The 25,528-nt window shown below is 67.6% G+C and carries 23 protein-coding genes; 7 read left to right on the forward strand and 16 right to left on the reverse strand.

Going from position 1 to position 25,528, the window contains the following annotated elements; genetic code table 11:
* Positions 1–30: 30 nt before the first annotated feature.
* Positions 31–1,155 (reverse strand): GuaB3 family IMP dehydrogenase-related protein, encoded by a 1,125-nt coding sequence (locus NQK35_RS05955; RefSeq protein WP_009213258.1) that lies wholly within the window; start codon positions 1,153–1,155, stop codon positions 31–33.
* An 80-nt stretch (positions 1,156–1,235) separates the two neighbouring features.
* Here NQK35_RS05955 and NQK35_RS05960 point away from each other — a divergent pair, with 80 nt between their 5' ends.
* Positions 1,236–1,988: an exonuclease domain-containing protein gene (locus tag NQK35_RS05960; RefSeq protein WP_009213257.1), complete on the forward strand. Its 753-nt coding sequence runs from the start codon at positions 1,236–1,238 to the stop codon at positions 1,986–1,988.
* 852 nt (positions 1,989–2,840) lie between these two features.
* Here NQK35_RS05960 and NQK35_RS05965 read toward each other — a convergent pair.
* The 4 genes from NQK35_RS05965 to NQK35_RS05980 form a co-directional block, all read right to left on the reverse strand.
* Positions 2,841–3,530 carry a transaldolase family protein gene (locus NQK35_RS05965; protein ID WP_009213256.1) on the reverse strand — a complete coding sequence of 230 codons (690 nt, stop codon included), beginning with the start codon at positions 3,528–3,530 and terminating at the stop codon, positions 2,841–2,843.
* Positions 3,531–3,635: 105 nt separating this feature from the next.
* Positions 3,636–5,156 (reverse strand): IMP dehydrogenase, encoded by a 1,521-nt coding sequence (guaB, locus tag NQK35_RS05970; protein ID WP_257113494.1) that lies wholly within the window; start codon positions 5,154–5,156, stop codon positions 3,636–3,638.
* 90 nt (positions 5,157–5,246) lie between these two features.
* Complete coding sequence (locus tag NQK35_RS05975) at positions 5,247–6,518, reverse strand: AGE family epimerase/isomerase (RefSeq protein ID WP_257113496.1); 1,272 nt, start codon at positions 6,516–6,518, stop codon at positions 5,247–5,249.
* Between the two features lie 119 nt (positions 6,519–6,637).
* On the reverse strand, positions 6,638–7,558 hold the full coding sequence (locus tag NQK35_RS05980; protein ID WP_257113497.1) for a MerR family transcriptional regulator: 921 nt from the start codon (positions 7,556–7,558) through the stop codon (positions 6,638–6,640).
* A 292-nt stretch (positions 7,559–7,850) separates the two neighbouring features.
* Between NQK35_RS05980 and NQK35_RS05985 the strand changes: the two genes are divergently transcribed.
* Together NQK35_RS05985 and NQK35_RS05990 are read left to right on the forward strand one after the other, a co-directional pair.
* Entirely contained in the window at positions 7,851–8,147 is a 297-nt protein-coding gene (locus tag NQK35_RS05985) for a WhiB family transcriptional regulator (RefSeq protein ID WP_003790481.1), read from the forward strand.
* 106 nt (positions 8,148–8,253) lie between these two features.
* Positions 8,254–9,072: a DsbA family protein gene (locus NQK35_RS05990; RefSeq protein WP_257113504.1), complete on the forward strand. Its 819-nt coding sequence runs from the start codon at positions 8,254–8,256 to the stop codon at positions 9,070–9,072.
* 159 nt (positions 9,073–9,231) lie between these two features.
* On the opposite strand, the gene groES is transcribed toward NQK35_RS05990, so the two are convergent.
* Complete coding sequence (gene groES / locus NQK35_RS05995) at positions 9,232–9,528, reverse strand: co-chaperone GroES (RefSeq protein WP_009213250.1); 297 nt, start codon at positions 9,526–9,528, stop codon at positions 9,232–9,234.
* A 238-nt stretch (positions 9,529–9,766) separates the two neighbouring features.
* Between groES and NQK35_RS06000 the strand changes: the two genes are divergently transcribed.
* From NQK35_RS06000 to NQK35_RS06015, 4 genes are all read left to right on the forward strand, one after another.
* Positions 9,767–11,005 carry a class I SAM-dependent methyltransferase gene (locus NQK35_RS06000; RefSeq protein WP_257113505.1) on the forward strand — a complete coding sequence of 413 codons (1,239 nt, stop codon included), beginning with the start codon at positions 9,767–9,769 and terminating at the stop codon, positions 11,003–11,005.
* Between the two features lie 65 nt (positions 11,006–11,070).
* Positions 11,071–12,240 carry a glutamate--cysteine ligase gene (locus NQK35_RS06005; RefSeq protein WP_257113506.1) on the forward strand — a complete coding sequence of 390 codons (1,170 nt, stop codon included), beginning with the start codon at positions 11,071–11,073 and terminating at the stop codon, positions 12,238–12,240.
* Between the two features lie 209 nt (positions 12,241–12,449).
* A complete protein-coding gene (locus NQK35_RS06010) occupies positions 12,450–15,131 on the forward strand; it encodes a bifunctional lysylphosphatidylglycerol flippase/synthetase MprF (RefSeq protein WP_009213247.1) in 2,682 nt (893 codons plus the stop codon).
* Entirely contained in the window at positions 15,128–16,696 is a 1,569-nt protein-coding gene (locus tag NQK35_RS06015; RefSeq protein ID WP_257113508.1) for an alpha/beta hydrolase, read from the forward strand. Before NQK35_RS06010 ends, NQK35_RS06015 begins: the two co-directional genes overlap by 4 nt.
* Before the next feature lie 132 nt (positions 16,697–16,828).
* On the opposite strand, the gene tsaD is transcribed toward NQK35_RS06015, so the two are convergent.
* From tsaD to alr, 10 genes are all read right to left on the reverse strand, one after another.
* Positions 16,829–17,884, reverse strand: a complete 1,056-nt coding sequence (gene tsaD / locus NQK35_RS06020; protein ID WP_034232380.1) for a tRNA (adenosine(37)-N6)-threonylcarbamoyltransferase complex transferase subunit TsaD — start codon at positions 17,882–17,884, stop codon at positions 16,829–16,831.
* Positions 17,885–17,941: 57 nt separating this feature from the next.
* Positions 17,942–18,193 (reverse strand): hypothetical protein, encoded by a 252-nt coding sequence (locus NQK35_RS06025; protein ID WP_257113509.1) that lies wholly within the window; start codon positions 18,191–18,193, stop codon positions 17,942–17,944.
* A gap of 114 nt (positions 18,194–18,307) precedes the next feature.
* Positions 18,308–18,769: a zinc ribbon domain-containing protein gene (locus NQK35_RS06030; RefSeq protein ID WP_257113510.1), complete on the reverse strand. Its 462-nt coding sequence runs from the start codon at positions 18,767–18,769 to the stop codon at positions 18,308–18,310.
* Between the two features lie 30 nt (positions 18,770–18,799).
* Entirely contained in the window at positions 18,800–19,543 is a 744-nt protein-coding gene (locus NQK35_RS06035) for a succinate dehydrogenase/fumarate reductase iron-sulfur subunit (RefSeq protein WP_009213242.1), read from the reverse strand.
* Positions 19,540–21,519, reverse strand: a complete 1,980-nt coding sequence (locus NQK35_RS06040) for a fumarate reductase/succinate dehydrogenase flavoprotein subunit (protein WP_009213241.1) — start codon at positions 21,517–21,519, stop codon at positions 19,540–19,542. The genes NQK35_RS06035 and NQK35_RS06040 overlap by 4 nt, the downstream gene beginning before the upstream one ends.
* 16 nt (positions 21,520–21,535) lie before the next feature.
* Positions 21,536–22,249 carry a succinate dehydrogenase cytochrome b subunit gene (locus tag NQK35_RS06045; RefSeq protein WP_009213240.1) on the reverse strand — a complete coding sequence of 238 codons (714 nt, stop codon included), beginning with the start codon at positions 22,247–22,249 and terminating at the stop codon, positions 21,536–21,538.
* 203 nt (positions 22,250–22,452) lie between these two features.
* Complete coding sequence (rimI, locus tag NQK35_RS06050) at positions 22,453–22,929, reverse strand: ribosomal protein S18-alanine N-acetyltransferase (RefSeq protein WP_257113512.1); 477 nt, start codon at positions 22,927–22,929, stop codon at positions 22,453–22,455.
* Positions 22,926–23,621, reverse strand: coding sequence for a tRNA (adenosine(37)-N6)-threonylcarbamoyltransferase complex dimerization subunit type 1 TsaB (gene tsaB, locus NQK35_RS06055; RefSeq protein ID WP_257113513.1), 696 nt, complete (start codon positions 23,619–23,621; stop codon positions 22,926–22,928). The genes rimI and tsaB overlap by 4 nt, the downstream gene beginning before the upstream one ends.
* Before the next feature lie 9 nt (positions 23,622–23,630).
* On the reverse strand, positions 23,631–24,251 hold the full coding sequence (tsaE, locus tag NQK35_RS06060; protein WP_257113514.1) for a tRNA (adenosine(37)-N6)-threonylcarbamoyltransferase complex ATPase subunit type 1 TsaE: 621 nt from the start codon (positions 24,249–24,251) through the stop codon (positions 23,631–23,633).
* On the reverse strand, positions 24,244–25,524 hold the full coding sequence (gene alr / locus NQK35_RS06065; protein WP_257113515.1) for an alanine racemase: 1,281 nt from the start codon (positions 25,522–25,524) through the stop codon (positions 24,244–24,246). Before alr ends, tsaE begins: the two co-directional genes overlap by 8 nt.
* Positions 25,525–25,528: the final 4 nt, after the last annotated feature.

The raw sequence follows: 25,528 nt of genomic DNA on the forward strand, positions 1-25,528 counted from the left end.
TCACATTCCGCGCGGGGGATGAACTCGCTCTCAGGACGCCGAGTAGGGGGAGACGACCACCTGGGCGCGCTGGAGATCCTTGACCTCCGAATACCCCGTCGAGGCCATGGTCCGCTTGAGTGCGCCCACAAAGTTCAGGGAACCGTCCGCGCGCGTCGAGGGGCCGTAGAGGATCTGCTCGAGCGTACCCGTCGTCCCCACGCGCACGCGCTGGCCACGCGGCATGTCCGGATGCGTGGCCTCCGACCCCCAGTGCCAGCCCCTGCCCGGGGCTTCCTCGGCGCGAGCGATTGCGGCACCCAGCATGACCGCGTCGGCCCCGCAGGCGATCGCTCGCGACAGGTCGCCGCTGCGCCCAATCCCCCCGTCGGCGATGACGTGTACGTAGCGTCCACCGGACTCGTCCATGTAGTCCCGACGCGCGGCAGCCACGTCCGCGATCGCGGTCGCCATCGGCGCGTGGACGCCCAGCGACCGACGGGTCGAGTGCGCCGCTCCCCCGCCGAAGCCAACGAGGACCCCGGCCGCGCCCGTGCGCATCAGGTGCAGGGCGGCGGTGTCGGTGCACACGCCGCCGACGATCACGGGAACATCCAGCTCGTAGATGAAACGCTTGAGGTTCAGGGGTTCGCGACGCGACGAGACGTGCTCGGCCGACACCGTCGATCCGCGAATGATGAACAGGTCGACGCCGGCGTCGACGACCGCGCGCCAGTACTTCTGGACGCGCTGGGGCGAGAGCTTGCCCGCAACGACCACTCCCGCCTCGCGCAGCTGCCTGAGGCGCGCCGTGATGAGCGAGGGCTTGATCGGCTCGGAATAGACTCGCTGAAGCGTCGCGATCGACTCTTCCTGCCCGAGGCGCGCGATCTCCTCCAAGATGGGCGTCGGATCCTCATACCTCGTCCACAGGCCGTCCAGGTCAAGAACGCCGATGCCGCCGAGGCGCCCGAACGCGATCGCCGTCTCAGGGCTCATCACCGAGTCCATGGGGGCTGCCATGAGGGGGGTGTCCACGTGGTAGGCGTCTATCTGCCAGCCAACGTTGACGTCCTCGGGGTCGCGGGTGCGTCGTGCTGGAACGAGCGCGATGTCGTCCAGGGTGTAGGCGCGCCGACCGCGCTTACCGCGCCCAATCTCCACTTCGTGGCTCATGAGCCGATTCTACTGCCTCCGCGACGCAGATGCCCCCGCCCTCTGCCACACTGGAGTCACCGGCGAGAACAGGAGCAATCATGAGCTGGATCGACGACCCGTGGATGGGTTTTGACACCGAGACGACGGGCGTTCGTCCCCTCAAGGACCGCCTGGTCACCGCCGCTCTCGTCCTGCGCATTGACGGCGCCTCCTACCGCTTCGGCGTCAGCGAACCCGATCAGGTTGCCACGTGGCTGACGGATCCGGGCGTCGAGATCCCGGAGCAGGCGACGGCCGTTCACGGCATCACGACCGCGCAGGCGCGAGACGAGGGACGCCCCATCGAGGAGGTCCTCCACGAGCTCGCGGGTTCCATCGTTGAGCACTGGTTGCGCGGCTACCCCCTCGTCGCGTTCAACGCGAGCTACGACATCACGTTGGTGAACCAGGAGCTGCGCCGACATCGCGTGGGGTCTTTCGAGGAACGCCTCGAGGGGGCGCCCATGCTGGTCGTCGATCCCCTGGTCCTGGATCGTAAGCTTGATCGCTTCCGTAAGGGGAAGAAAACCCTCACGGAGATGGCCCCCGTGTACGGGGCTGCGGTCTCCCCCGACGCGCACACTGCCGAGGTGGACGTGGCTATGACCCTCGACGTGCTGGCCGGAATCGCCGACAAGTACCCGCAGCTGGCAGACATGAGTGCCCTGGAAGTGACCGACTACCAGCGCCAGGCCCACCAGGAGTGGGCCGAGGATTTCGAGAAGTACCTGCGCAAGCAGGGGCGTGAGGCCACCATCGACCGGGAGTGGCCTCAGATCACCCCCCGGGGGCGCGGCGGCGATCAGGAGTAAGACCGCAGGCAGCGGAAGTAGGTATCGCTCTGTTCCGCCTCGTCGCGGGCGCGTAGTCTGCAGGGAGTGTCCGGGGCGACATCCACGAGCTTTCTCCGTGGGCCACTCTTGCCCGAGGTGGAGCGAGGCGTCCAGGTGTCAGACATGCCCGAGGCGCGACAGCACGCGTCACGGCCGTTGCACGCCTAACGGTATCGAAACGTGCGCGCGAATCGGTTCTCATGCGCGCGTTGACCCACGCCCCGCGCGCCGCCCCGATTTACGCACACATGACCGCTGTTCCGCACGTTAACCCTTTAACTTGCATGCTCAACCCTACAACCTGCACGCAGGCAGCACTGCCCACGTGCGTATCAAGGGGTCCACGAGCGCGTCAGGCGTTAGCGCGCGGGAATGCATCAGGCACACAATGGGGAACGCCGCCGCCGCGCTCTCAGGCCTCCACTCGCGGATAGGAAACGGCCATGCGGATAGCTTATGAACACGCGGATAGGCTAATAACCTATCCGCAAGGCGACAACCTATCCGCGTAGCAACAACCTATCCGCGAACGTGCCGAATGAGCGGCTGCGCAAGACGGCACTCGCTCGCGGTATCCGTGAGGTGTACGAGAGGCCCCACTCTCGAGGTGTAGGAGAATCCAACGGCCACCTCGCAGGCTCGCGGCCAGGCTTTGAGCCGAGGGATCGAGGCGCGGGCGGGCAGGCCTACGGTGCGAGGACCACCGGTGAGACAGCCAGCAGAAACCCCAGCAACGCAGCCAGCAAGAACACCTGTGCCACAGCCAGCAAGAACCCCGATGACACGAAAAGCCCGGAGGCGCATCTGCGCCTCCGGGCCTCAACACAAGGCTCACTTTTCCTTGATGAGATCCAGCCACGTGCGGCGCTCACCCACGAGGAAACCGAAGTCGCGGTTCTGATCCGCGATCGCCGCATCCGTCGCGGGGTTCTTGATGAGTGCGGCCAGGACGTCGGGGGCAGCGGTGATGGCACCCACGCCCTGGCGGACCAGCTCGAGGACCTGCTCGGAGTTCTTGAAGGATGCGGCCAGGACGTCGGCCTGCAGGTCGTAGGAGCGCAGTGTCCGGTGGATCTCGGAGGCGACGCGCACGCCGTCGATGCCGTAGTTGTCCATCCGGTTGACATAGGGGGCGACGTAGCGGGCCCCGGCCTTGGCGGCCATGAAGCCCTGCATAGACGAGTGGATGCCCGTGGCGGTGACCTGCATACCTTCGCGCACGATGCGCGGGATCGCGGCGAAGCCCTCGCGCGTCACCGGCAGCTTGATGAAGAGGTTGCCTCCGATCTCGCCACGCAGGGCGCGGGCCTCGGCGACCATGTCGTCGGCGCGCTCGGAGACGATCTGCACGTGCAGTTGGGCGCCGTCGGGCAGGATCTCCTTGATCTGGTGGAGGACCTCGAGGGGTTCCTTGCCCTCGCGATACAGGATCGTCGGGTTGGTCGTCACGCCGTCAATGGGCAGGTATTCCAGGGTCTTGGCGATGGAATCGACGTTTGCGTGATCGATGAGGATGAGCATGTGTGCAGCTCCTTTGCGCAGTCGTGGGTTTTCGCTCTCCTAGGATAGCGCGGGCGGGAGCGGCCCACTGGCCTCTCCCGCCCGCCTCCTCAAGCGATCCGCAGACTACCGAGCGGAGGAGTGATAGTTCGGCGCCTCCGTCGTCATCTGCACGTCGTGGGGATGCGACTCGCGTAGCCCCGCGGAGGTGATGCGCACGAAGCGCCCGTTGGCCTTGATCTGGGCGATCGTGGAGGCACCCAGATAGAACATGGTCTGATGCAGACCACCCACGAGCTGATAGATCACCGAGGCAAGGGAACCCGTGTAGGGAACCTGTCCCTCGATGCCCTCGGGGACAATCTTGTCGTCCGAGGTGACATCGGCCTGGAAGTAGCGGTCCTTGGAGTAGGACTTGCGGCCGCGCGAACTCATGGCTCCCAGCGACCCCATGCCACGGTATCGCTTGAACTGCTTGCCATTGGTGAACACGACTTCGCCCGGCGACTCCTCGCAGCCCGCCAGCAAAGAGCCGAGCATGACGGTGTCGGCTCCTGCTACCAGTGCCTTGCCGATGTCTCCCGAGTACTGCAGTCCGCCGTCGGCGATGAGGGGGACCCCGGCCTCGCGACACGCCTGGGCGGCCAGATGGATCGCGGTGATCTGGGGGACGCCAACGCCCGCGACGACTCGGGTCGTGCAGATCGACCCCGGTCCCACACCGACCTTGACGGCGTCAACACCCGCGTCGATGAGCGCCTGGGCGCCCTCGGTCGTGGCAACGTTGCCGCCAATGATGTCGATCCCCTCAAACGCCGGATCGGCCTTGATTCGTCGGATCATGTCGAGAGCAAGCTGCGCCCCACCGTTGGCGGTATCAACGACCAGGACGTCCACCCCGGCCTCGGCCAGCGCGCTCGCGCGCTCCCAGGTGTCACCCCAGTAGCCGACGGCCGCCCCGACGACGAGGCGTCCACGCGAGTCCTTCGTGGCGTTGGGGTACTGCTCGGTCTTGACGAAGTCCTTGACGGTAATGAGGCCCGTGAGTCGATCATTCTCATCCACGATCGGCAGCTTTTCGACGCGATGCTCGGCGAGCAGGTGCTTGGCGTGCTCGCGGGAGATGCCCACCTGACCGACGACCAGGCGGTCGCGCGGAGTCATGCAGTCGCGCACGCGCAGCGTCGCCCACTCTTCCTGGGGAACAAAACGCAGGTCTCGGTTCGTGATGATGCCCAGGAGCGAGCCGTCGTCGCTGACGACGGGCAGGCCGGAGACGCGGTAGTGGCCACACAGGCGATCGAGTTCGTCGATTGTGGCGTCGGGACCGACGGTCACGGGGTCTTCCACCATGCCGGACTCGCTGCGCTTAACCTGGCGGACCTGCGCGGCTTGCTCCTCAATCGAGAGGTTGCGGTGCAGGATACCGATTCCCCCCTGGCGCGCCATGGCGATAGCCATCCGCGCCTCGGTGACGGTATCCATCGCGGCGGACAGGAGGGGCACGCGCAGCGAGATATTCGTCGTCAGGCGGCTCGTGGTGTCAACGGATGAAGGAACGACGTCCGTGAGCTCGGGTAGGAGCAGGACGTCGTCGTAGGTGAGGCCGGTTAGGCCGAAAGGATCGTGTGTAGCGAGTTCTCCCATGGGCCAATTGTAGGCAGTCGACACGGCTTTCGCGTACCGGCCTCACCCGGGCAGGCAGGGACTCGCCCGCCCCGACGGGCCCGGCTCCTCTCATTCGTCGCCGCGCCCGTGGGCACGGCGCGCACGCGCCATCGTGGCTCCCGTGACTGTGAGATCAATCGGCGCGGCTCCCCGCGCCAGCATACGGGCAGCGGTGAGAGCGTCGGGGCGTCCCTCCCACACGCGCATCGACACGGAGCCATCGGGGCCGACCTCGTGAATCCACCGGCCCATTCCTGCCCGCGCGTGCGAGTCGGCCCACGCCACCGCGCGCGCGTAATCGACCGCGAGAGCCTCGGCGCGGTCGGCGGGGACGAGTTCGGCGAGGACGCGGGCCGCGCTCGCGGCCTCGCAGACCACCCAGTGCATGCGCTCGGGTGCGGCGACCGCTCCGGTGGGGTCCAGCGTATAGACGAAGCCGCCGATTCCCCGCTCCGTCGATCCGTCGGCGAGGGCCCGGTCGTACAGGGCGATGGCCGTGTCCAGCATCCACGCTCCGGGCTCCTCGCCCATGGTGCGCAGGATCGCGATCACCTGTCCGATGAGGCGCGCCGCCTTGAAGCCCAATCCCGGCACGGTGTCCAGTGGGCGGATGAGTTCGCGCGCCGCCTCGTCGTCGGCATCCGACAGGGGCCGCCACTGCGCGTCGTAGAGGTCGGGCAGGGCGAAACCGGCGCGCGCGGCGACCTCGCCGACGAGGCGCATGATGGCACGCGCCCGATCGAACCAGGCACGCCGGGAGGTCGCCTCCCACGCGGCGAGGTAGGCCTGCGCGGTGTCGAGGTTGGTGGAGAGGCGTCGCAGGGGCGAGCGGAGGCCGCTCGCCGCGTCGATCTCCTCGCGCACGCTGCCCGTCCGCGGATCCCACCAGCGCCGATCCTGATCCGCGTCGAGCTCGTCGAGCAGATGCGCGGCCCCCTCGTGGCCGAGCATGGAGGCCGCCGCGGCCGCTCCGATCATCGCCGACTGCGCCCGCTGGGACAGGAGGGCGCGCGGAACCGGCGTGGCGCTATCCTGCGAGGTCGGCACCACCTCGGCGTACCACGCACCCTGCTCGGCGCGCAGCGGGCCGCGCATCGCGGCGAGGCCGTGGGAGACGAGGTGAGAGGCTCCTTCGATACCTCGCATCTGCGCAAGGGCGAAGACGTGGGTCATGCGAGCGCTAATCCGGGCATCCAGGGGACGACCGAGATCGGCCTGCCCGTCCGCGCGCAGGAAAGCAAAGCCGACGCGCGCCTTCGACCGGGACGCGAAGGCGACGAGCGCGTTGAAGTCGGCGTCGAAGGCACGGCGCAGGTCTTCGTTGTTCCAGGGGGCGTTCATGACTGTTCTCCTACCGGGACGTACCCTCACCGTAGCACCTGACCAGGTCATTTCGCCCCGGCGAGCACATCGCGTGCCGACGACGTCAAGCCTGGGGGCCCACACCCTTACCGGTCGGCTCAGGAACGGCCAACCAGCTGCAGGTCGGCCTGGGGAGCGAGAAGTGCGAGGGCTTCCTCCACGCACGCGCTGACGGTGCGCACCCTTTGCACCCGGGGCGAGAGGACCTCGGGGGAATCGGTTCCCACCACGATCATGGGAATGCCGTAGCGCGCGTCAAGTTCCTCGATCGTGGCCGCGCAGGTGGTCCCGCAGCCGAAGACGACCGCGAGCGACGGCACCCCGCCGCGCACGTACTCGCGGAATCGATCACAGGCGGTCGCGCCGTCGTAGTCCTCACTGGACAGGACTCGCACCTCGCACCCGTACCAGGCCAGGGCGATGCCGATGACCTGGGCTGCCGTCTCGTGGGGGGCGTCGCTGATGAGGGCGACCCGGTCTCCCCCGACGAGTGCGCGCGTGGGACGCGAGTGGTAGACGCCGCGACACACGCGCTGGAAGGCGTTGACCAGCATGAGCGCGGGAGCGGCTCCGACGGGGTCACCGGCGGGGGCGGAACGCAGGGATTTGAGGGTGGGCTCGACGAAGCGCGACCACGTGTGAACGAGGCCGTGGCTGGCGACCGTCGCCTCAAGAACCTCCTCAAGGCGCGGGTAGTCGTCGCCGAGGGCGACCGTTCGTAGCTGGGCGGCGTTGGCAGGTCCCACGCGCGGATGCAGGGACGTTTCGGCGAGCGCTCGGCGGGCTGCTTGGGCTGCGGGCATCCCCGCTCGGATGTGGTTGATCATCGCACGCAGGCGCTCGACGTCCTCGGGCATGTAGCGGCGTCGGGCACCCGCCTGTCGCCCCGTCGGGCCCAGGCCGTAGCGTCGTTCCCAGGTCCGCAGGGTCGAGGCCGAGACGCCCAGTTCGTCGGCGACGGAGGAGACCGTGCGACAGCGATTGGCCTGCGTGGACTGCGTGAGAATCGCCCGCGGCATGTCCCCTCCCCCTTTTGTTCATGCTGGTATGACTTCGATTGTTGCGTGTTCTCCACACAATCGCCACAGGAGGAACCTCGAGATTTGCCGCTAAGTTATTCACGTAGTTGTTCATATTTCGTTCAGCATTTGCAGCATACTTTTTTCAGCATTTTTACAGACATTTTCCCTCATTCTGAGAACTGGCTCATACTTCAAGAAAGATGCTTGAATAACTACCGCACAAGTGTCTATCCTTGCCAGCATCGTGTGCCGAAAATGTCGGCACGACAGACATGAAGGAGGCACCCAAGTGACTGACGTCTCCCGCCTGCCCGGCCCCATGATCGACGCATGGGAGTGGCAGTACGAAGCGGCGTGCCGAGACCTGGACACGGAGCTGTTCTTCCACCCCGAGGGTGAGCGCGGCTCCACGCGCCGACGCCGCGCGGCAAACGCCAAGGCGATCTGCGCGACCTGCCCGGTCATCGAGCAGTGCCGATCCTACGCTCTGGCCGCTCAGGAGCCCTACGGCATCTGGGGCGGAATGACCGAGGAAGAGCGCCGCGAGGAGATCCGCTCCTCGGGGCGCGGACGCCGCGTTTCCTGACCCGCGACGCAAACGCCGGTGCGGCATCGCCACCGCGATGCCGCACCATTTTACTGCCCACGCGACCCGCGAGACCCGATCGACGACCACCTACCAGAGAGCACACATGACCACCAACGAGGCCAAGGAAGCGGCGAGCACGCCGCCCGGCAAGCACCCGTCCACCCCTTACAAGACGCTGTTCTTCGTCACCGCTCCCATCACGGCGATCCTCGCAGGAGCCTGCGTGTGGATGGGCGTGCAGCTTGCCTCCGCCCCATCGGCATCCTCATCGCCAACCCCGACGGCAGCCGCAACGGCCGCCGGACAGGCACCCGCCAACGCCGAGACCGCCGCCCCCAGTCAAACGAATCAGAACAACCTGACGATCATGGAGTCGTTCATGCGTCACCAGGCGGATGACCCCCAGGCCAAGGGCGACATCAACGCCCCGGTGACGCTGGTGATCTTCTCTGACTTCGCCTGCCCGTACTGCACCAAGTTCGCCCAGGAGATCGACCCGGCACTGGCCGACCTCGTCGAGGACGGCACGCTGCGTGTCGAGTGGTACGACTTGGCGCAGATCACCGAGTCGTCACCGCTCGCCGCTCAGGCGGGCATCGCGGCCGGCGAGCAGGGCAAGTTCTGGGAGTTTCACGACGCCGTCTACGCAGCCGCCGACCCGACGGGGCACCCCCAGTATTCGCAGGATGCGCTCGTTGACTTTGCGGCCAAGGCTGGCGTCTCGGACCTGGAGAAGTTCCGGGCGACCATGCTGGACGAGCACACCGCCGCGAAGGTGAGTGCCGCCAAGGAACGCGCCCACCAGGCGGGCATCACCGGCACCCCCACGATGTTCATCAACAAGGCCTTCATCAGCGGTTACCGGGACGCCTCCTACGTGCGCGCGACGATTATGGACCAGGCTGCTCAGACCGTCTCCTGAGATCCCGCGTCGCCAGCCTGAGGGCTCCGGCACGCGAGCGCGCTTCGCCGGAATGCTCCCCCACAGGAGCGGGACGCCGCGACACCAGCACAAGAGGGGCGGCCCGGAAGGAATCCTTCCGGGCCGCCCCTCATCGCCGGTGAGGCGATATCAGAGACCTCAGCGCTCGACAACCGCCAGGACGTCACGCGAGGACAGGATCTGGAACTCCTGGCCGTCGTACTTGACCTCGGTGCCACCGTAACGCGAGTAGATGACGGTGTCGCCGACCTTGACGTCGACGGGAACACGATTGCCGTTGTCGTCAACGCGACCCGGACCCACGGCGACAACCTCGCCTTCCTGGGGCTTTTCCTTGGCGGTATCCGGGATGACCAGGCCGGAGGCGGTGGTCTGCTCGGCCTCAACCTGACGGATGACGATGCGGTCCTCGAGGGGCTTGATGGAGATCGACATTGTCGCTCCCTTTCTTTTTGTCACGAAGGTGCTCGTCCTTTCCCTGCCGTCGCGGGGGTCAGGTGCAGGACCGGTCGCGGATGTTCCGCGTTTCCTCTCCAGAGTGTAGGCGCGCTCCTGGCACTCGGGCAACCCGAGTGCCAGGAGCGTTCACCCTCGGCGTGAAGCGGACGAGGTCACGCGTCGTCCACAAATACCGGATGCCCCGCCCAAGCAGCGAAGATGACACAATGGCCCGGTGAGCACCCTAACCCCCGTCCTCTCCTCGCCCGGCTGGGAGCTGCTGGAATCCCTCCAGGCCCGCCAGGGCACCACCCCCGTGCCCCTGCCCGAGTTGGCGGGTGCCCTGCGTTCCTCCGGCGTGCCAGCCGAGCTCGCGGCCGCCGTTGTCACCCAGCTCGCCCTACGTCGCGCGGCGCGTGCAAAGTTTGGCCCCATCGCCTCGCACATGGTGTTCACCCGCGACGGTCTCGAACAGGCAACCCGTCTCGTCGTGGCCGCCCGCCACGCCCAGCGATTCCGAGACGCGGGTGTGAGGCGGGTCGCCGACCTGGGGTGCGGGATCGGCGCAGACTCCGTCGCCATCGCGGGCCTCGGGATGGGGGTGCTCGCCGTCGACATTGATCCGGAGGCCGCCCAGGCGGCGGCCGCCAACCTGCGCGACTTCGACGACGCTCAGGTGCGCCTGGGCGACGTCATGGATCTCGACATCGCCGAGCTGGCCGGTGACGGGGTCGACGCCATCTTCGCGGATCCCGCCAGGCGCACGGGAGCGGCACGCGGCTCAAGCCGCATCACCGACCCCGAGCGCTGGTCTCCTCCCCTGTCCTCCGCCCTGAGGTGGGCCCAGACGATCAGCGCCGTCGGCGTGAAGGTCGCGCCCGGCATCACCTACGATCGGATCCCACCCACGTGGCACGCCCAGTGGGTCAGCGTGGGAGGCGACCTCGTTGAGGCATCGCTGTGGTCTCCCCCTCTCGCCCCCGAGGGACCGGGGCGCTCGTGCCTCCTCCTGGACGAGACCGGGGCGGCCCACGGCATCTCCTCGCGCGACGGTCAGGAGGCCAACGCCCCCGCCGAGGTCGTCGACGTGGTACCGCTGGGGAACACGATCGCAGAGCCGGACCCGGCGGTCATTCGCTCGGGGATGCTCGCCCAGCTCGCTCGGCTCGTCGGCGCCGGGATCGTCTCGCCCTCGATCGCATACCTGACTGGGGACGATTTACCCGCCAGTCCCTTCTACGACCGATTCGAAGTCCTGGAGGTGACGAACCTGCGGGCGAAGGCGATCTCTGCGGCGCTGCGAACGCTCGACGCGGGCAGCGTGGAGATCAAGAAACGCGGAGCGGACATCGATCCCGACGCCCTGCGCAAGTCCCTGAAGCTGAGCGGAGTGGGCCAGGCCACCGTCATCGCCACGCGCGTCGACGGGCGCCACCGTGCCATCGTCTGCAGGCGCTTGCCCGCAAACCTGTAAGGAAGCTCTCCGCCGACGACCCGCCTTCGCCTGCCACAATGAAGGCACCCAGCGAAAGGAACGACATGCCTCTGCCCTTCGGTTCCTCGGAGCGCTCAACGATCGGAGTGGAGTGGGAGCTCCAGCTCGTGGATCGCGACTCCCACGACCTGCGCCAGAGCGCCGACGCCATCATCGACCGGGCCACGACTCACGGACAGCTCTACCCCGGCGTCCATCGGGAGATGCTGCTCAACACCATCGAGGTCGTCTCCAAGCCCCGTTCCACGGTCGCCGAGTGCCTCGCCGATCTCACGGACTGCGTTGACTTCCTCACGCCCCTGGCATCCGACCTGCGCATCGACCTGGCCACTGCCGGGACCCACCCCTTCGCCCGCCCGGGCCGACAGCGGGTCACGGACTCGGACCGATACGCTCAGCTCGTCGAACGCACCGCCTACTGGGGACACCAGATGCTGCTGTACGGGGTCCACGTCCACGTCGGCGTCGAGGACCGCGCGAAGATCCTACCCATCCAGGCCGCGCTCACCGCCCACCTCGGGCACCTCCAGGCACTGTCGGCCTCCTCCCCCTTCTGGGCGGGCGAGGACACCGGCTACGCCTCCAACCGGGCGATGGTCTTCCAACAGCTGCCCACGGCGGGTATTCCCCGTCAGTTCGACACGTGGGAGGATCTGGAGGCATACACGGACGACATGGTCCGCACCGGCGTCATCGAGGGTTTCGACGAGGTGCGCTGGGACATCCGCCCCTCGCCCGCGTTCGGGACAATCGAGAACCGCGTCTACGATGCCGCGACCAATGCGTTCGAGGTCGGCGTCTTCGCCGCGGTCACCCACGTCCTCGTCGAGCACTTCTCACGGCTCTACGATGCCGGAGAGCCTCTCCCGTTTCTTCCCGATTGGTTCGTCGCCGAGAACAAGTGGCGGTCGGCCCGCTACGGGATGGACGCGACCCTGATCGTCTCACGTGACGGTGCCACGGAAAGCGCCCGGGACGGGCTTGCGCGCCTAGCGCAGGAGCTCGCCCCCGTCGCCGCGGACCTCGGCTGCGCCAGTGAGTTCGCGGGCCTGGAGACAATCCTTACCATCGGCGCCTCCTACGAGCGCCAGCGCGCCGTGGCGGCGGCCGCTCGCCCCGGACAGGGCCTTGATGCCGTCGTCGATCTCATGCGCGCCGAGATGAGTGCCGGGCGCCCCCTGGCTCTGGCTGAATTCGCCACCCTCAATGCCTAACCCTCGGGGCGTACGCCGCCTTCCCTCGATTCGTCCGTCCGCCAGCACGTGTGCCGCCCACGGCGCCTCGCATCCCACGCCCGAGGCCTGGGTCAGCGGGCCCACGGCCGCGCGGAACCGACACTTTGTCAGCGCTTTTTCAGGCCCTTTTCAGGCCGACGGCGTATCCTTGAGGCCGGACAAGAAGATACCGGAGAGGACACTAGACCGTGGCTGAGGACCTGCACGGCTCACATGCACCCGCGCCGACAGAACCCCCACTGAGAAGGCTCATCGCCCCGGTCGCAAACACCCTCGCGACGCTGTGGCTCCTCCTGTCTTCCCTGGCCCGTCTCACTGCGCGATGGCTCTCTGGATGCCCGGCCACGGCGATCGTCACGGTCGCCCTCACCGCGTGCTCGGCGAGCTACTGGGTGTGGCGTGACCAGTTCGTCACCCTTGAGGCCTCCCCGTCCTACTCGCACTGGTGGTCGATTTTCTCCTCCATCGGCGCGATCCCCGGCAATTTCATCGCCACGGCGGTGCTCGGCATCATCACCATGATCCTCGCCGGAGGCGCGGCGGAACGTCACCTGGGCACCCGCGCGTGGGTGACGGCTGCCCTCGCCGGGCAGGTCATCGGGGTCACCGCGACCTGGCTGACCCTCCCGCTTCTGACCGCCACGTTCTCCATGTGGGGCAACGCCATCGGCAGCGGCACCCTGTGGGGAACGAGCCTCATCCTCGTTGCCCTCGCCGGGGCAGCTGGCGAATCCCTCGGCTCGCGCTGGCGCTGGCGCGCCCGCTTCCTGCTCATCGGTGTTCTCGTGCTGTCGTCCGCAGTCCTCGGATCCGCGATCTCCTACGCGCGCGTCTGGGCGCTCCTGGCGGGAATGGTGGCCGCGCGACTGGCCGGCGTTCACGGGGCGAGGTCCGAATCGAGCGACGACATCACCATCCGACGCCAGCTCGCCTCCATCGCCGCCCTGTGCTGGGCGTGCGCCGCCGCGCTCACCGTCGTCTCCTCGACGCAGGAGGGACCCCTGGCGCAGATGCGCTGGTCGCTCGGCCCGGCCTGGTGGCTCGAGGGCCGCACGGGGGTCTTCGCCACCCTCCTGTGCCTCATGCCCATCACCCTGCAGGTGATCTTCGCGTACGGGCTGCGCAAAGGTCGGCGCCTGGCCTACGTGGGGACGCTCACACTCCAAATCGTCCTCGGTCTCTCAACGATCATCTCCAGCGCCGTCGCACTCCTCGAAGGGGTCACTCCCGATGGGGACATCGCCCCCGAGTTGTTCACCACCGCGACCTTCCTTCTCGTTCCCGTCATCCTCAATCTGACGATGTGCATCATCGTGTTTTGGATGCGCCGGGCGTTTTCGATTCACGCCCAGCGATCCACGACGATCACGCTGCTGCGGCGCTGGGCGACCCTGATGATCGGCTGCGCGGCGGCCGCGCTCGCCCTCGGCGCCCTCACGAGCGATTCTTTCGTTCCCTTCGAGGTGCTCGCTTCCAGCGACGAGCTCACCGTCACCGACTATGCGACACCCCTGCAGGTCTTCCACGACTACCTCCTGGCACTCCTGCCCACCGCCACCGCCTCGATCTTCGAGCCGACCCTCGTCCCCATGACCCTCATCGCGGAGGCTCCCGTCCTGTGGCTTCCGCTCATCGCCTGGGTGGGCACCCTCGGAATCATCCTGAGCGCGTTGCTCTCACGTCCGCGCATTCCGCGCTCGTGCCCGCCCGAGGAACTGACCTCGCTCGTGCGCACCCATGGAGCGGGCACCCTGGGGTGGATGAGCACGTGGGAGGGCAACCTCGTGTGGCTCTCCCCCACCGGGGACGCCGGCGGGGCCTACCGGGGTTCGGGCGGCGTTGCCCTGACCGTGGCGGACCTCGCGTACGCGCCGGGGAAAGCTAGCGCCGCGATCACCCAGTTCTCCGAGTTTGCTCTCGCCTCTGGCCTGACCCCCGCCCTCTATTCCATCCACGAGGAGCTCGCGCTGGCCGCGAAGGACGCGGGTTGGACGATCATGCAGGTGGCCGAGGAGTCCGTCCTCGACCTTCCGGACCTGGCGTTCCGCGGCAAGGCCTACCAGGACGTGCGCACCGCCATGAACCACGCGACGCGCGAAGGCGTCGAGGCCGTGTGGACCACCTGGGACGAGTGCCCGGAGGGCTGGAAGGACCAGATCACCGTCATCTCGGACGCGTGGAGCGCGGACAAGGCCCTGCCCGAAATGGGCTTCACGCTCGGCGGTGTGCGCGAGCTCTCCGTTCCCGAGACGCGGATCCTCGTCGCAATCGACTCCGATCACACGATCCACGCCGTGACCTCGTGGCTGCCGATCTACCGCGACGGGCAGGTGATCGGGCTGACCCTGGACGTGATGCGCAGGCGTGCCGAGGGCTGGCGCCCGGCCATCGAGTTCCTCATCGGCAAGGCCGCTCTGTCCGCCCAGGAGGAGGGGCTGAGTATCCTCTCCCTCTCCGGCGCTCCCCTGGCCCGTTCCAAGGACGATACCTCAGCGTTCGGACCGCTCATCGACGCGCTGGCCTCCATCATGGAGCCTCTCTACGGGTTCTCCTCTCTGCACGCCTTCAAACGCAAGTTCAAGCCCCGCACCCAGTCCCTCTATCTGGCTGTTCCCGATCCCACCTCCCTGGCCACCGTCGGGCTGGCCATCGCTCACGCCTACGTTCCCTCGCTTCGTCCGGCGCAGACGCTCGCGCTCGTTGCCTCGGTCGCAGGCGGGCTTGCGAAGCGTGCCGCTCGGGGGGTCGGTGACCTGCGTTCCTCCCGAGGTATCGGACACCAGGATGCGCCGACCTCTCACCCCGGAGCCGGGCGCGATGCCGAGGGGTCTCAACCATCGTCAAATCACGGCAAGAAGGATCAGCAATGAGCGTCCTTGGTTCTATCCCCCTCACCTCTTTTCGCACCCTGGCGGTTGTGGCCGCTCTGGCGCTCGTCTCCCTGCTCGCGGGAGCATTCTTCCTTCCTCGCCTGACCCCCGCGCGTTGCCCGCGTCGCGCACGGCGATGGCTCGGCCGAACCGCCGTCATCCTGATTCCCACGCTGCTCGTCACTGCGGCTGGAGGACTGGTTTTCAACCGTTCTCTCGGCATCGTCAAGACCAGCGGGGACCTCGGTCGCCTCGCTGCGGCCACGCTGTTGGGCACGAAGAAGGCCGCAGGTACGGAGACCAAACCCGAGCGCCAGCCCCTCGAGGAATCCGAACTCGACGCCACCTTCGAGCGCGGCGACGACGGCATGCTCACGACCACGTGGACGGGGCCCACGAGCGGGATCACTCAGCCCGTGTACGTCATCGTCCCCCGCGACTACGCGCCGGGCGACGGCAAGACCTACGGTGTCATCGAGCTCCTCCACGGCTACCCCGGCGCTGCCGACGGCATCTTGCAGAACCTCAGCATCCAGGAGGCCCTCGACAACGCGATCGATGCCGGGATCATCCCGCCTTCGATCGTCGTCGCCCCCTCCCTGAACGTTGACGAGAACGAGCACGATTGCGCGGATTTTAGCGGACGCCCCGCGGTCTTCACGTGGACCGCGCACGAGGTTCCAGCGATGATTCGGCACAACTTCCCGGGGGTTTCCTCCGACCGCAACGCGTGGATGATCGGTGGTTTCTCCTCGGGCGCATACTGCGCCGTGTGGACCGCCCTGCGCACGCCCGAGACCTTCGGCGCCGCCGCAATGCTCTCCGGGTATGACACGCAGATCGAAGGCCAGATGAAGACCCAGGGCACGCAGTACCTTGCGGACAATACCCTCTCCACGATGCTCGCGACGCGCGCACCCGACGGAATGCGGATCTACGCCATGGCGGCGGCCGACGACGGCGCCGGTGGGGCACCCGCGGCTCTTGCGATGGCGAACGCCGTGAAGGAACCCGACAGCGTCACCACCGACATTCCTCCGACGGGCGGGCACGCCGGTCCCCTGTGGATCGAGAAGGTGCCGACGATGCTTGCCTGGTGGGGGTCCTCCGACGTCGTCTCCTCCGCGGTTGGTGCCCCGCCCACGGCGCAGACGGCGCGCGCATCGAGCGCCTTCAGCTCGATCGTCGCCGCCACGACCGTCACTCACCGCTCGCGTCCGCTGGCCCCCAACACCTTCGCGGCCCTGGCTGTCATGTGCGCGCTCGCACTGTGTTTCGTGATTCTCACGTGGCGCGTGGCCGGCAACTGGCGGTTGCTCGGCAAGAATGAGCTCGCCGACATGGCGCTCTCGCGGTCGCACTTTTGCCGCCCCACCGTTGCCGCGGTGCTGAGCGCTCTCCCGCGTCCCATCGGCGCGGGAGCGGCCTACCTGGCTCGCTTATGTTGCCTCGGCCTCGCGGTCTCGACCTCGTCGGTCCTCATCGGCATCGCGTCAAACATCGCCGGAGGGTTCTACACCTCGTGGGGTTCCGTGGCATTGACGCTCACGAGGACCCTCGGCTAGGCGCACGCGCGCCCAGGCTGGGCGCATACGGTCCCGGGGCGCCGAGGCGCCTTCTGGGCAGGCCGGCGCACGCGCGCGGGCGACACCCCTCAAGCAGCGAGGCGGTCCGGCGCCCGACGCCCGTTTGCTCTCCTACGCGCTGGGCGCGACGTAGGTCCGCGTCAGCTCCATCCCGGAGTCGGGCGAGAAATCCCAGTCCGACGGGGGCAGTCCCGCCGCAACCAGCTCCGATCCGATCGCCGCGATCTGTGCACCGTTGTCGGTGCAGAACCGCAGGGGCGGCATGCGCACACGGATGCCGACCGCGTCGGCGCGTTGCGCGAGCAGGGAGCGCAGCCGAGAGTTGGCGGAAAAACCACCCCCGACGACGATGTCGCGGCAGCCCCTGTCGCGGGCCGCCTGCACGGCCTTGGCCGTGAGGGAGTCGTTCACCGCCTCGGAGAACGCGGCGCACACGTCAGCGGCGCTCACGTCCTCGCCCCTGGCGCGCGCCCCCTCAAGGTAGCGGGCAACCGCCGTCTTCAGGCCTGAGAAAGAGAAGTCGTAGCGGTGGCGTTCCTTGTCTTTGCCTGCGGAAAGACCGCGCGGAAAGCGCAGTGCCTCACGGTGCCCCTCGCGCGAAAGACGATCGACGTGGGGCCCGCCGGGATAGGGAAGACCCAGCAAGCGCCCCACCTTGTCGAAGGCCTCGCCCGCCGCGTCGTCGAGAGTTCCACCCAGCTCGACAACGTCCGTGGCAATGTTGCGTACCTCAAGGATGTTGGAATGACCGCCCGAGACGACCAAGCCGATGAAATGCCCCGGCAGCGGGCCGTCGGCGAGCTTGTCCACGGCGAGGTGTCCGATCACATGGTTGACGCCGTACAGTGGCTTTCCTAGGGAGGAGGCGAGGGCCTTCGCCGCGCAGATGCCGACGGTCAGGGATCCAACGAGGCCGGGGCCAGCCGCAACCGCGATCGCGTCAACGTCCGCCAGGGCCACCCCCGCCTCGTCCAGGGCGGCATCCAGCGTCGGAAGGAAGGACTCCAGGTGTGCGCGCGAGGCGATTTCGGGGATGATGCCGCCGTAGCGCGCGTACTCATCCATCGAGGTCGCCGTGCGGTCGACGAGCAGATCCGTACCGCGCACGAGGCCGACACCCGTCTCGTCGCACGTTGACTCGATACCTAGGACAAGGGGTTCACTCACGCGCACTAGTGTAGGCCGCATGCCTACGCGCCGCCCGGGCGCACGAGCCCCGGTCCCCTAGTCCGTTTCGTTCTCGCTCCGGCCCCTCGCGTTTGCCACGAACATGGCCACGCCCGCGACCGCGAACACCAGCAGCGACCACGGGAAGAGGGAATCGGCGAGAGCTTTGATTAACGCCGATCCGAAGAGGACACCGAGAAGGAGGAGGATCGACAGGAGTGCGAACACGGCCATCGCGCCGATCCCGACGGTGGCGCCAACCCGGTAGCGCCGCGTGTGCGTGTTGGGGCCGCTCTCATCGAACTGCATGGCTCTGTTCCTCTCCGCGCCGACGATGCCATCATGATACGCCTCGGCGGGTGCGCAGCCGCACGGATGGAAGCCTCGAATCTGCCCGCTGGCCGACTCGCCGCCTTGCGGCGATCAGGAGGGGAACATCGAGGCCCCGCACCCGGAGCAGAACCTGGCGTCCTCGGTCTCGAGATACCCGCAGGCGGTGCAACGGACCCTGATCTGCGGTTGTCCCGCGGCCCCCAGTGCGACCGCGTCGCGGACGATCGGCATCTCCTCGAGAGCGTCTTGCATCTGGGCTCCCCGCGAGCGTCGCCACGGTTCGGCATCCCGGGCCTTCCCCTCGGGCGAGAGAACAACTCCGGAACCCGCGAGCCCCTGACGCCCCACGGCGCGAAGGCCCTGCCCCGCCAGGATGAGAAAGAAGCCCACGAACGCCAACGGAAAGTCCCGGAACGCCAGGCCGGATCCGCCCGCGCCCGAGGAGAGACCGTCGCAGAAGGAGAAGACGGAGAGGAAGGGAACGAAGAACAGGACGAAGCCCGGCAGCGTCAGCGCCGCGCCCTGGGTAGGCGCGCGGGGGCCCGGCGCCATGCGCCGGGCCCCCGCGATCAGGACAGTCGATCAGACGCCCTTGAAGGCGGCCTTTCCGAGCTGCCGGTTCAGGTTCGCGATCACGTCGAGAGGGATCTGCTTGGGGCACACCGCCGCACACTCTCCGATGTTGGAGCAGGAGCCGAAGCCCTCCTCGTCCATCTGGTTGAGCATGGCGACCACGCGCTTGTAGTTCTCGGGCTTGCCCTGCGGGAGCAGGCCCAGGTGCGTGACCTTGGCCGAGGTGAAGAGCATGGCCGATGCGTTCGGGCAGGCCGCCACGCAGGCACCACAGCCGATGCAGGCCGCGGCCTCGAAGGCGCGTTCCGCATCCTGCTTGGGCACCGGGGTCGCATGGGCGTCGGGGGCGGCGCCTGTGTTCACCGAGATGTAGCCTCCCGCCTGGATGATGCGATCCAGGGCGGAGCGGTTGACCACCAGGTCCTTGATGATCGGGAAGCCTTCGGCGCGCCACGGCTCGATCGTGATGACATCGCCATCGTTGAAGGAGCGCATGTGCAGCTGGCAGGTCGTGGTGACCTCCGGGCCGTGTGCGATGCCGTTGATGACGATGCCGCACTGCCCGCAGATGCCTTCGCGGCAGTCGGAGTCGAAGGCGATGGGTTCCTCGCCTCGCGCGAAGAGCTCTTCGTTCAGGACGTCGAGCATCTCCAGGAACGAGGACTCTTCCGAGATTCCCTTCACCTGGTATTCATGAATTGCGCCCTTGTCGTCGGGACCGTTTTGGCGCCAGATCCTCAGTGTCAGGTTCACTTGTAGCTCCGCTGCTTCAGCTCGATGTCGTTGTAAATCAGGTCTTCCTTGTGGAGGATCGGGGGTTCGCCATCACCGGCGAACTCCCAGGCCGCCACGTACAGGAACTTGTCGTCGTGACGCAGGGCCTCGCCCTCGGGAGTCTGAGACTCCGCGCGGAAGTGGCCGCCGCACGACTCTTCGCGGTGCAGCGCGTCGATGCACATGAGCTCGCCCAGCTCCATGAAGTCGGCCACGCGGCCAGCCTTCTCGAGGGACTGGTTGAGTTCACCGATCGACTTGCCGGGAACGCGAACGTTCTTCCAGTAGTCGGCGCGCAGCTCCCGAATCATGCCGATGGCCTTCTTCAGGCCTTCCTCGGTGCGCTCCATGCCGCAGTACTCCCACATGATCTTGCCCAGCTCCTTGTGGAAGGAGTCCACCGAGCGAGTTCCGCCCACCGACATGAGCGTGTCGATGCGTCCCTGAGCCGCGTCGAGGGCTTCCTTCACGGACGGCGAGTTCTCGTCGAGCGCGGGCAGGTGGAAGCAGTGTGCCAGGTAGTCGTTGATCGTGTTGGGCAGGACGAAGTATCCGTCCGAAAGGCCCTGCATGAGCGCCGAGGCACCCAGGCGGTTTGCGCCGTGATCGGAGAAGTTCGCCTCACCGGCCACGTACAGGCCCGGCAGGTTCGATTCGAGGTCGTAGTCAACCCACAGGCCACCCATCGTGTAGTGAACGGCCGGGTAGATGCGCATGGGCACCTCGTAGGGGTTATCGCCCGTGATGCGCTCGTACATGTCAAAGAGGTTGCCGTACTTGGCCGACACGGCCGAACGCCCCATGCGGGAAATGGCCTCGGAGAAGTCGAGGTAGACGCCGCGGGCGACGCCGTCGATCTTCGGGCCGACGCCTCGTCCCTCGTCGCACATGTTCTTGGCCTGGCGGCTCGCGATATCGCGGGGAACGAGGTTACCGAAGGAGGGGTAGATCCGCTCCAGGTAGTAGTCGCGATCCTCCTCGGGAATGTCGCGCGGGTCCTTCTCGCAGTCCTCGGCGCGCTTGGGAACCCAGATGCGGCCATCGTTACGCAGCGACTCGCTCATGAGGGTCAGCTTCGACTGCTGGTCGCCGTGCTGGGGGATGCAGGTCGGGTGGATCTGCGTGAAGCAGGGGTTTCCGAAGTAGGCACCCTTGCGGTACGCACGCCAGATGGCGGTGCCGTTGCAGCCCATCGCGTTGGTCGACAGGAAGAACACGTTTCCATAGCCGCCGGTGGCCAGGACCACCGCGTCGGCGATGAAGGTCTCGAGCTTGCCGGTGGACATGTCGCGGGCGACGATGCCACGCGCCTTACCCTCGTCGACGATGAGCTCGACCATCTCGTGGCGGGAGTACTCCTTGACGGTGCCGGCTGCCACCTGACGCTCGAGCGCCTGGTAGGCGCCGATGAGCAGCTGCTGACCTGTCTGGCCGCGGGCGTAGAAGGTACGGGAGACCTGCACGCCGCCGAAGGAGCGGTTGTCGAGGAGACCGCCGTACTCGCGGGCGAAGGGAACGCCCTGAGCGACGCACTGGTCGATGATGTTCGCGCTGACCTCGGCCAGGCGGTAGACGTTGTCCTCGCGGGCGCGGTAGTCCCCGCCCTTGACCGTGTCGTAGAAGAGACGGTACACGGAGTCGTTGTCGTTGCGGTAGTTCTTCGCAGCGTTGATGCCGCCCTGCGCGGCGATCGAGTGCGCACGACGTGCGGAGTCCTGGTAGAAGAAGCAGTCGACGTTGTAGCCCATCTCGCCCAGCGAGGCGGCAGCCGCGCCGCCCGCGAGGCCCGAGCCGACGATGATGACGCGCAGCTTGCGTCGGTTGGCGGGGTTGACCAGCGCGGCAGTGAACTTACGCTGTTCCCAGCGCCGCTCGATCGGAACGTCGTGGGGTGCCTTGGCGTCGGCGATTTTCTCGCCTTCGCGGTACAGGCCGTGGATGATTGTGTCGGTCATGATTGCGTGCCCTTCCTCAGTGAATCAAGCCGGTGACGATGGCGACGGGCGGGGCCATGAACATCACGAAGATGACGAGGCCAACCAAGCCCGAGAGGACAACCAGGGGCCGACGCGTCGCGGGGCGAACCCAGCCGAGCGACTGGAACATGGACCAGAAGCCGTGCGAGACGTGGATGCAGGCGCAACCGACGAACACGGCGTAGAGGATCACGAGGACCGGCGACTGGAAGGAAGCGATCATGCGAGCGTAAGGAGTGGTGACGTCAGCGCCGAAGTTCGCGAGCTTCGCGGGCAGGCTCACGGTAGTGAAGTGAGCGATGTGGAAGATCAGGATCAGCAGGATGAGAACACCGCTCATGCGCATGGTGCGGGCCGCGTAGGAGTCCGTGACGGACTTCTTCACGACGTAGCGGGTGGAGCGAGCGCGACGCGAGCGGTTCCACGTGTAGGCGGCGGCCCACAGGTGGATGACGAGCATGAGCACCATGGCGGCGCGGAAGACCCAGATGAATCCGCCGTGCGGGAAGATCGGCACGAAAGCCTCTTCATGCAGCCAGTGCGCGTAGTCGTTGTAGACCTGCTCGCCCAGGAACATCTTGAGGTTGCCGTAGGAGTGGAACAGCAAGAAGAAAACGAAAACGAAGCCCGACACTGCCATCAGCTGCTTGACGAAAACGCTGGTGGTCCACGCGCGGCGCTTCTTCGTTGCGACATTTTGAGTGGCCATGGCTTGAGCATATCGTTGGGATTGTGCCCGCTCGTAGGACCATGGCGCGCCCCCACCGGGCACCCTCCAACACGCGCCGCGCCTTTCCGCTATTTTCCGCCATTCTCAGGGTCGCCTTTGCCCGCGATTACAAGGAAAACTTCCGGGGGCGCCGCGAGCGCCGGGCGGCCTGAGGAAGCCGATTTTTGATACACCGACGATGCCTATTTGGTGGCCGTCGCCGCATCCGCGCGGGTCAGGAGTGCTCGCATCTCCATGGCTTCTTCGACGGGGTTGCGAAAGTAGCGAGGTCGGCGCCCAATCTCGACGAAACCTCGCGACTCATACAGGCCGATGGCCGCGGCGTTGGATGGACGCACGTCGAGGAAGATCTCGTGGGCGCCCGCGGCGGCGGCCCACCTCAGGAGGGTGTCCAGGAGGGCCGCTCCCAGGCCGCGGCCACGGGCCTCGGGGCGCACTCCGATGGTCATGACGTCGGCCTGGTCGCCCCCGATCTTGACGCCTGCGTAGCCGAGCGGCGTGTCGTCCTCGCCGCGAGCGATCCAGTAGCGCGACGCCGGGGAGGAGAGTTCCTCGGCGAGCATGACATCACTCCACGGGTCCTCGGGGAAGGTCAGCGCCTCGAGACCGATGAGCGTATCCAGGTCGCTCGGATGCGCGCGGCTCAGACGGGTCCTCATAGGCGCGCTGTCGGCTGGCCCTGAATGTCGGGACGGCGCAGGTAGAGGGGGTCCGTGCGCAGCCGGTGTTCGTCGCCCGCCGCGAGCCTCGTCGCGGTGATGCGGCTCATAACGGCCGGGTCGAGCCTCACCTGGGGGCCGAGGTCGGCGCGTGCCAGAGCGTGGGCGCTATGCTTGGGAATGTCCGCTCCGGCGACAACGAGGCCGGGGGCGGTACGCATGGCCGCCAGGAGGGAGGTGACGTCGCCCACCTCAAGGCGTCCTTCGAGGGTCACGTCGTGCGGTCCGGCGGCCACGTAGGAACCCCAGTAGAGTTCGCGCCGCCGCGCGTCCGCGATCGCGTAGACCCTCGTCTCGGGCGGGAGGAGATCCAGGCCCTGGCGGGCGATCACGTCCAGCGCCGACACGCCGTAGACGGGCACCCCGGCGGCGGCGGCGAGGACGCGGGCGGACACCAACCCTGCTCGCAGTCCGGTGAAGGGCGCGGGTCCCGTACCGATCAGCACCCGATCGAGCGAGGCCTTTCCCAGGACCGGGGAGAGTCCCGCCTCGGCCAGGGCGGCGCGAACGAGCGGGATGATCGATTCGGCGTGGTGGCGCCCCGAGTCGTTGCGGGCGCGGGCACGCACGCGGCCGTCCTCGAGGACGGCGACGGTGGTGGATGCTTGGGTGTCCAGGGCTATCTCTCGCACGCTGCGATCCTACTCGTCGGCGTGTGCCTCGTCGCCGCAAGCGGGCGAGGCGCCGTCGCCAAACACCGCGGGAGCGTCGAGGCGCCGTCCCCCGTGGGCGGCAACGAGCCCTTCGAGGATGCCATTCCAGCGGCTTCCGTGCGCGTGCAGGACGATGCTGCGCGTCCCGTCGTCCATGTGCTCCAGGTCGATGACCTGCCCGTCCCGACACGCCTGCCCGCCCTCGGCTCGTCGCACATCGATGACGAGGCGCTCGGGGCTCATGGCTTCCGTCTTTCCCTCTCCCCATTCGACGACGGTGACGGCCTCGTCCAGGGAGGAGTCCAGGTCCAGGGTCTCGAGGTCGCCGAGGTCGGTAATGCGGTAGGCGTCGGCATGGATCAGGTCGGGGCCCCCGTGAAGGGAGGGATGAACTCGGGCGACGATGAACGTCGGGGAGGCGACGCGTCCGCGCACCCCCATGCCGACCCCGATGCCCTGAGTGAGCGTCGTCTTGCCCGCCCCGAGGCCGCCGGAGAGCATGACGAGGTCGCCGACGCGCAGCAACCGTCCCAGGTCCGCGCCAAGGTCGCGGGTCTGGTCGGCGCCGCTCGTGCGAACCTCAAAAGAGGCGGTGGGTCGGTCAGTCATGGGGGTTCCTCCCGTGCTGTGCCCCCTCGACTCCGCTGCGCACGTACGTGCGGGGGATGTGGGCGCCGAGGCGAGTGACGATCTCGTAGTTGATGGTGTCGGCCGCGTCTGCCCACTCGTCGGCGAGCGGCTCGCCACCCGCTCCGTTTCCCAGCAGAATCACTTCGTCTCCGACGCGCGCGGGCGGCTGGCCGGCGTGGGCGGTGGCTTCCCCGGCGTCCCCTGCCGCCTTCCCCAGGTCTATCATGAACTGGTCCATGCACACGCGTCCGACGACGGGGGCACTGAGCGGCCCAGACGCGGTGTGCACGAGGACCCGCGCACGGTTGGAGGCGGCACGCAAGATTCCGTCGCCGTAGCCCAGGGGAACCAGGCCGATCCAGCGACGGGTGGGGGCCGCCCAGGTTCCCCCGTAGGAGACCGGGCTCCCCTCCTCGATGACCTTGACCGAGGTCAGCGGCGCGCACAGCGTCAGCGCGGGGATCAGGCCGAGGTCGGCGGCGCTCGCGACCGCGGGGTCGGGGCTGAGTCCGTAGAGGCCGATGCCGACGCGGACCATGTCGTAGTGGGTCTGGGGGTGCCACAGGATGCCGGAGGTTGCTGCCAGGTGGCGGATGCGCGGACGGACACCGGCCTCGCGAAGGATCCGCAGCCCTTCCTCGAAGATTCGCACGTGGCTCGCGGTCGATGCGTTGCCGTCGTCACTCGGGTCATCGGCGCGGGACATGTGGCTCCAGGCTCCGACAACGTCGATCAGTCCGTCGTCGCTCGCGGCCTTGAGGGCGGCGGCCAGGGTCGGAAGGTCGGCGAGGGTGGAGCCGGCGCGCGACATTCCTGTGTCGATCTTGACGTGGACGCGCGCGGGGCGACCTACCTGGCGGGCTGCGGCGCAGATATGCGCGAGGACCCACGTCCACGACACGGACAGGTCGATGTCGGCGGCGATGGCCGCCGCGAAGTCGGAGGAGGAGGTGGATATCCACGCGAGGATCGGCGAGTCCTCGCGTGCGACGCCCGCCGCGTCCAGGCCCTCGCGCAGGGCGAATGCCTCGGCCAGCTGGGCGACGCCGAGCCAGTCGGCGCCCGCTTCCAGGGCGGCGCGGGCGACGGGAATGAGGCCGTGGCCGTACGCGTTGGCCTTGACGGTCGCGAGTTGGAGGGCGCCGGGGGCGGCGGCGCGCAGGACCTTCAGATTGTGGCCGATGGCGGCCAGGTCGATGCTCGCGCACGAGGGGTAGTCCCTGCCCTGGCCTCGTTGTTGTGTGGAAATCACTCCC

This window comes from Schaalia odontolytica, from assembly GCF_024584435.1.
GTDB lineage: Bacteria > Actinomycetota > Actinomycetes > Actinomycetales > Actinomycetaceae > Pauljensenia.